At 65.4% G+C, this 6462-nt stretch carries 4 protein-coding genes; all 4 read left to right on the top strand.

Going from position 1 to position 6462, the window contains the following annotated elements; translation table 11 throughout:
* Positions 1-3 precede the first annotated feature (3 nt).
* Complete coding sequence (locus HP499_RS02640) at positions 4-843, top strand: IclR family transcriptional regulator (protein ID WP_253951344.1); 840 nt, start codon at positions 4-6, stop codon at positions 841-843.
* Between the two features lie 286 nt (positions 844-1129).
* Positions 1130-2497, top strand: a complete 1368-nt coding sequence (locus tag HP499_RS02645) for an MFS transporter (RefSeq protein ID WP_172322401.1) — start codon at positions 1130-1132, stop codon at positions 2495-2497.
* A 115-nt stretch (positions 2498-2612) separates the two neighbouring features.
* Positions 2613-3767 carry a Gfo/Idh/MocA family protein gene (locus HP499_RS02650; protein WP_172322402.1) on the top strand — a complete coding sequence of 385 codons (1155 nt, stop codon included), beginning with the start codon at positions 2613-2615 and terminating at the stop codon, positions 3765-3767.
* Between the two features lie 2 nt (positions 3768-3769).
* On the top strand, positions 3770-6462 hold a 2693-nt coding region (locus HP499_RS02655), incomplete at its 3' end, for an FAD-dependent oxidoreductase (RefSeq protein WP_253951346.1).

Genomic DNA, 6462 nt, shown 5'->3' on the forward strand with positions numbered 1-6462 from the left:
GCGATGCAGCCGACCGGAAAGCACTACGGAGGCATCATGGCCAACTCGGCGTCGGGGGAGTCCGTGATCGAACGCGTCGTGAAGATCATGGACGCATTTTCCAAAGGCCGGCCATGGCTTCCCTTGAAGGACCTGGTCCGGATTACCGGGATGTCCCGCAGCACCGTGCACCGGCTGGCCATGGATTTGGCGGCCAACGGGCTCCTGGAACGCAACGCGGCCGGAGAGTTCGGCGTCGGAATGAAAATGTGGGAGCTGGCCTCCCGCAGTAACCCCCTGGAAGAATTCCGGCGCCGTGGTTTGCCGTTCCTGGAAGGTGTCCACGCCGCTGTCCAGGAACACGTGGCCCTCTCCATTCCGGATGTGGAAAACAACAGTGTGCTCTACCTCGAACGCCTGGACCGGCATGGAACGGTCATGAACCTGGCGCAGGTTGCGGGCCGCCTGGACATCCACACCACGTCATCGGGAATGGCCATGATGGCGCACATGGCGGGCTGGGTGCAGGACCGCTTCCTGGCAGGAAAGCTGGAGAAGACCACGGCTGCCACGGAGATCGACCCGGTAAAGATCAGGAGTCACCTGGCCCTGATCCGTGAGCGCGGCTACGCCCGGTTGGTGGGTGTCCTGATCGAGGAGAACACGGCCTATTCGGTGCCGGTGTTCGGCCAGGGCCAAACCGTCATAGGTGCCATCTCCGCCGTCGTGCCTTCCGTCGACGAGGATGCCGGGCTGCTCCTTCCGGTCCTGGTGGCCGCAGGCCGTGGTTTGTCCCGGACCATGGGTGCCGAGCGCCGGCCGTATGGTTCCCGTCCGTGGCTTACCCACCCCGGAACTGACTAGCCCGCGCACGGGACTGACTAGCCCGCGCCCGGAACTGACTAACCCCCGCGCGGGACTTGTCCCGTTCAACGGGAAGTTGCGCCGCGCGGTGTGATCCGGGTCCTACAGTCGATTCCAGAGCAACAATCGCCTGTGATCTGGAGCACAGCTATGGGAGTCGTCATCCACGGTCCCCGGGCGGGCTGCACAACAAAGCAGCAGCCGGCGGTTGGGAACTCATCTAATTCTTTGCCGGGCAAGGCACCATGGCGGTGCCACTTCCCGCGGCACTCAATGAGGAGACAGTATGGGACACGTGCAGCAGCACTCGCCCTCGGACGTCAACCAACCGGCATCGCCGCTTGGAACAGAACCGGTTGAACACGTCAAAACGCCCAAGAAGGCGGCCCTCGCCTCCTTCCTTGGATCCACCCTGGAGTACTACGACTTCTTCATCTACGGCACTGCCGCCGCCCTGATCTTCCCCAAGATCTTCTTCCCCGGCGGCGACCCCGTAGTGGCATTGCTGGGAGCCATGGCGACGTTCGGCGTAGGCTATCTCGCCCGGCCTTTGGGCGGCCTGGTGATGAGCCACTACGGCGACAAGATAGGCCGGAAGCAAGCACTGATGGTCACGCTGGTGATCATGGGCGTGGCCTCCATCGGCATCGGATTCCTGCCCACCTACGGGCAGATCGGCTACTGGGCAACGGCGTTGTTGCTGGTGGGCAGGCTGGCCCAGGGATTCTCTGCCGGCGCCGAAGCCGCCGGTGCCTCCACCCTCACCATGGAGCACTCACCCGAAGGCCGCCGCGCGTTCTTCACCAGCTTCGTGATGACCGGGTACGCCTCCGGAATGGTGCTCTCCACCGTAGTCTTCATCCCCTTGGCAGCCCTGCCCGAAGACCAACTCCTCAGCTGGGGCTGGCGCGTGCCGTTCTGGCTTTCGGTAGTGGTCCTCGCCGTCGCTTACTGGATCAGGACCCGCCTGGACGAGCCGCCGGTGTTCGAGGAAATCGTGGAGCAGGACAAGCCCAAGGCCATTCCCGCCGTCGCAGTTTTCAAGACGCAGTGGCGTGACGTCCTGCGCGTCGGTGTGGTGATGCTGTTCTCCGTCATGCAGACCACCTTCACCGTGTATGCCCTGGCCTACGCCACCGGCCCGGCCGTGGGCATCGACCGCACGCTCATGCTCACCGTGAACGCCGTAACCATCGGCCTGTCCATGGTGACCATCCCCATCTCGGCCATGATCTCGGACCGCATCGGCCGCAAGAAGGTCCTGCTGGTGGGAGCCCTGGGCTGCGCACTGACAACCATCGGCTACTTCTGGGCCATCAGCGAGCAGAACATTGCCCTGATCTTCCTGTTCGGTTTCCTCAACATGACCGTCTTCTACTCCTGCTGGAACGGGGTGTGGACCGTCTTCTTCCCGGAGATGTTCCCCGCAGCGGTCCGCTACTCCGGCATGGCGATCGGCAGCCAGATCGGCCTGATCCTGGCTGGCTTCGCACCGGCCATCGCAACCCTCCTGGCCCAGCCCGGACCGAACGGTTGGTGGCCCGTAGCGGGCTTCACCATCCTCTGCCTGGTGGCTTCGGCCATCGCCATCATGACGGCCCGCGAAACCTACAATGTTCCGCTGGAGGACCTCGGCAAGCCGCGGATCAAGTAAAAGCACCTGGCAGAACAGAACGCACGACGCCGGGCGGCACGTCCCAGCCGCCCGGCACCGGCACTACCTCCTCACCCAGCAACCGACCCACCTGCCCCGAAAGTTGGATCACCCTATGACTTCGCCAGTACCGGCAGCCCGCCCATTCCGCGTAGGAATTGTGGGTTGCGGCGCCATTTCCCGCAATCACCTGGAAGCGTTCGCTGCCTTGGACAACGTCCTGATGGTGGGCGTCTGCGATGTGGATCCGGAGCGGGCCTCGGCAACAGCCAGGACGTGGGGAGTCCCGTATGCCGTGACCAGCGTGGATGAGCTCCTCAAACTGGATCTGGACATCATTTCCGTCTGCACGCCGCACCCCACCCACGAGGACGTGGTGCTGAGGGCGGCCGCAGCCGGGGTGAATGTTCTCTGCGAGAAACCCATCGCCACCCAACTGGAATCCGCCGAACGCATGGTGGCAGCCTGCAATGAAGCCGGTGTCCAGCTGGGGGTGCTGTTCCAGCGCCGTTTCTGGCCGGCGTCGCAGAAAATCCGGGCAGCAATCGACGACGGCACATTGGGCCGCGCCATCATGGCCCAGTGCTCGGTCATGTTGCACCGCGCCCCGGACTACTACAACCGCGACGCCTGGCGTGGCACGTGGGAGACCGATGGCGGCGGGGTGCTGATGTCCCAGGCAGTCCACCAGATCGACCTCCTCCAGTGGTACCTCGGGGACGTCGCCGAGGTCTACGGCAAGGTCAACACCTACCGCCACGGCGACTATATAGAGGTAGAGGATTCGGCGACGGCGGTCATCACCTTCACCTCAGGAGCCATGGCAACGTTGCAGGCCTCCACCGCGGTGTCGCCCAACCTCGGAATCCAGCTCCGCGTCACCGGCGAAACCGGGGCCTCGGCATCACTCACAGAATTCCCGGAAGGCAGCGACGGCCGCCTGGACTTGTGGGCGGTGGGCGAGCGAATCGTCGTCGAGCCTGTCCATCCGGAAGGCGTGGAACCGAACGTCGATCTGTCCAGCATCAACAGCCAGCTCATCCCGTTCCACAAACTGCAGGTCAAGGACTTCGTCCAGGCGCTGGAGAGCGGCACCGAGCCTGCGATCACCGGCAACGACGCCCTCAAATCGTTGCGAATCCTCCTGGCAATCTATGAGTCCTCACGCACGGGCCAACCCGTCCGGTTCGCGGCAGTGCAGCCCGCCCACGCGGCAATTCCCTCCGCCGGCTCGGGCACCGACCACCTCCGAGAGAAAGTGGCGAACTGACTATGGCTTCTGCACCAACAGCGGGATCTCCTTTGACCCTCGGCCGCAACGGCCGCACCTCCAGGACCCTGCGAAACCGCCTCGCGTCGGCACCCATGGAACGCAATTACGGCACCACCGATGGCCACATCACCGAGCAGTACATCGACTACCTTGTAACCCGCGCCAAGGCCGGCCTGGGCATGGTCACCACAGAAGCCACCTATGTCCGGGCGGACGGAAAGGGCCGCACCCACCAACTGGGCCTGCACAGCGATGAGATGGTCCCGGGCCTGCGCCGCCTCACCGACGCCCTCCACGCCGAAGGTGCGCTCGCCGCCGTCGAACTTAACCATGGCGGCCGCACCGCGCAGTCCGTAGTGTCCGGGTTCAAGAACCTCGCGCCGTCGCCGGTTCCATGTCCGACGGCGGGTGGCGAAGTTCCGCTGGAGCTCACCGCAGCCCAGTGCTACGAACTCGTGGACGCCTATGCGGCTGCGGCGAAGCGCGCGGTGGCTGCAGGGTTCGATGTCATCAACCTCCACGGCGCCCACGGATATCTGATCCACCAGTTCATGTCGCCCATTTCCAATCACCGCACGGACGAGTTCGGCGCGCCGGAGTTCTTCATGAACCTCGTCATCGACGCCGTGCGCGAGGCCGTGCCGGACACGATTGTGGGCATGCGCGTGTCCGTGCTGGAAGGTCCGGCCGACGGCATCAGCGCCGACCAGCAAGTGGCGATCGTTGCCAAAGCCCACCTGGACAAGATCGACTTCCTGGACCTTTCGGCCGGCAGTTACGATGCCGGCGAGTGGATCGTGCAGTCGGGGGAGTGGAAGCCCGGGATCTTGGCCGACTACGCCAAGGCCTACCGCCGCTTCGGGCTCCCGCTGGGCATGGCCGGGCGGCTCAACAGCCCGGAGATCATCGAAGAAGTCCTCGCGAACGGCACCTGCGACTTCGTCAGCCTGGCCCGCGCCATCCATGCCGATCCCGCCTTTGTTGGCGGCGTGCTGCGCGGCGAACGGTACCGGCCCTGCATCGCCTGCAACGTCTGCATCGACAACCTCGGCCTGGGCCAGGTCACGTGCACGGTCAACCCCGCCGTCGGGCGTTCCCGCGTGCCCGTTCCAACGCCGGCCGTCCGCTCCACCTCGCGTGTCTTGGTGGTGGGTGCCGGTCCCGCCGGCCTCACCGCAGCCCGCGAACTCGCCCAAGCGGGAGCTCAGGTGACGTTGGTGGACGACGCCGCGCGGCCCGGTGGGCAGTTTGCCCTCGCCCAGCGGATGAGATCCACTCCGGATTTCCACCGCTTTGCCGATTGGTCAGCGTTGGAAAACCAGCGCCTCGGCGTGGACGTGCAGTTGCGCACCCGCGTTGACACGTCCGACGCCGGCGCGCTGGCCTGCGACTTTGGAGCTGACGCGGTGGTCATCGCAACTGGCGGGGCGCGCCCGTCACCCGGGTTCATCGGCGCCGACTCACCGCGGGTCTCGGATATCCGGGATTGGCTCGCGGCACACCCGGAAATTCTCGACGGCGGTGCTGCGGGTTCGGTGGGCCCAGGCTCTTCGGTGGGCTCGGCTTCTTCGGCGGGCCCAGGCTCTTCGGCGGGCTCACTCTCTTCGGACCGCCCAGCTTCTTCCGGGGCCGCGGCGTCTTCGGCAGGCTCAGTGCCCGAGGCTGTGACCATTTGGGGTGCCGATGCCGTGGCAATGAGCGTGGCCGACACCCTTGCTTCCCGGGGAACCGCGGTGCTGATCATCGGACCACAGGAAACTCTGGCACCGGAGTCCGGCCGCCGCGCCAAGATCCTGGCTGTTCCGCGCCTTGAAGCCAACTCGCAGGTGCGGATCTTCCTGTCCAGCACCATCGAGGAGTTTGACGGCAACCGGGTCCGCATCAGCCGGTCCGGCATGGCTGACCAGTGGATCGACGCTCCGGGGGCGTTGCTTGTCTCGCGATCCGTGCTGCCGCTGGACGGCCCCCTCACCGTGGCGGAAAGGGAGGCGGAGCTCAGCCTGTCTGCTTCGCTGCCCGTCGCTGTGGCTGGAACGGTGGTGGATAAGGCATCCGCCATTGTTTCCAACGCAGTCAAGAGCGGATACGACGCTGCGCAACGGATTGCTGCTGCTTTGCCTGCCGGTCCTGGCCGCGGTGGGACCGAGGTCGCTGGAAACGTGCCGGTTCGCCGGAGCTTTTCGGCGATCTCGCAGCGTACCGGCGATCCCGGTGCCGCCGAGTTCCACCAAGCCGGTGGCTCTGCCCCCATTGCCCTTCCACCCATCGGCACACCGATACGCCGGCTCGGGCTCGCCCAGCTGTCATTGGTGGGAACCGCGCCCCCGGACCTGGTAACCATCGCCGCCCAGGCCGGGTTCGATTTCATCGGCGCACGCGTCCGCCCCGTGACGCCCACGGAGCGCCCATACAACCTCCAGCCGGGTTCACCCATGCTTCGAGAAACCCTGGCCCGGATGGCCGATACCGGAATAACGGTGGAAGACATCGAATTCCTGCTCCTGGACGGAACAGGCCTGCAGAACGGCGTTGATCAACGCGAAGCCTGGTTGCGGATGATGGAGGCAGGCCAGGCCCTGGGAGCATCCACGCTGACTGTTGCCTGCGCGGACCCGGACCTGGACCGCTTCGGGGACCACCTCGCCCGGATGACGCAGGACGGCGCAGCGTACGGAATCGTTCCCACGCTGGA

Origin of the sequence: Paenarthrobacter sp. CM16 (assembly GCF_013179505.1) — a bacterium.
In the GTDB taxonomy this organism is placed as follows: domain Bacteria; phylum Actinomycetota; class Actinomycetes; order Actinomycetales; family Micrococcaceae; genus Arthrobacter.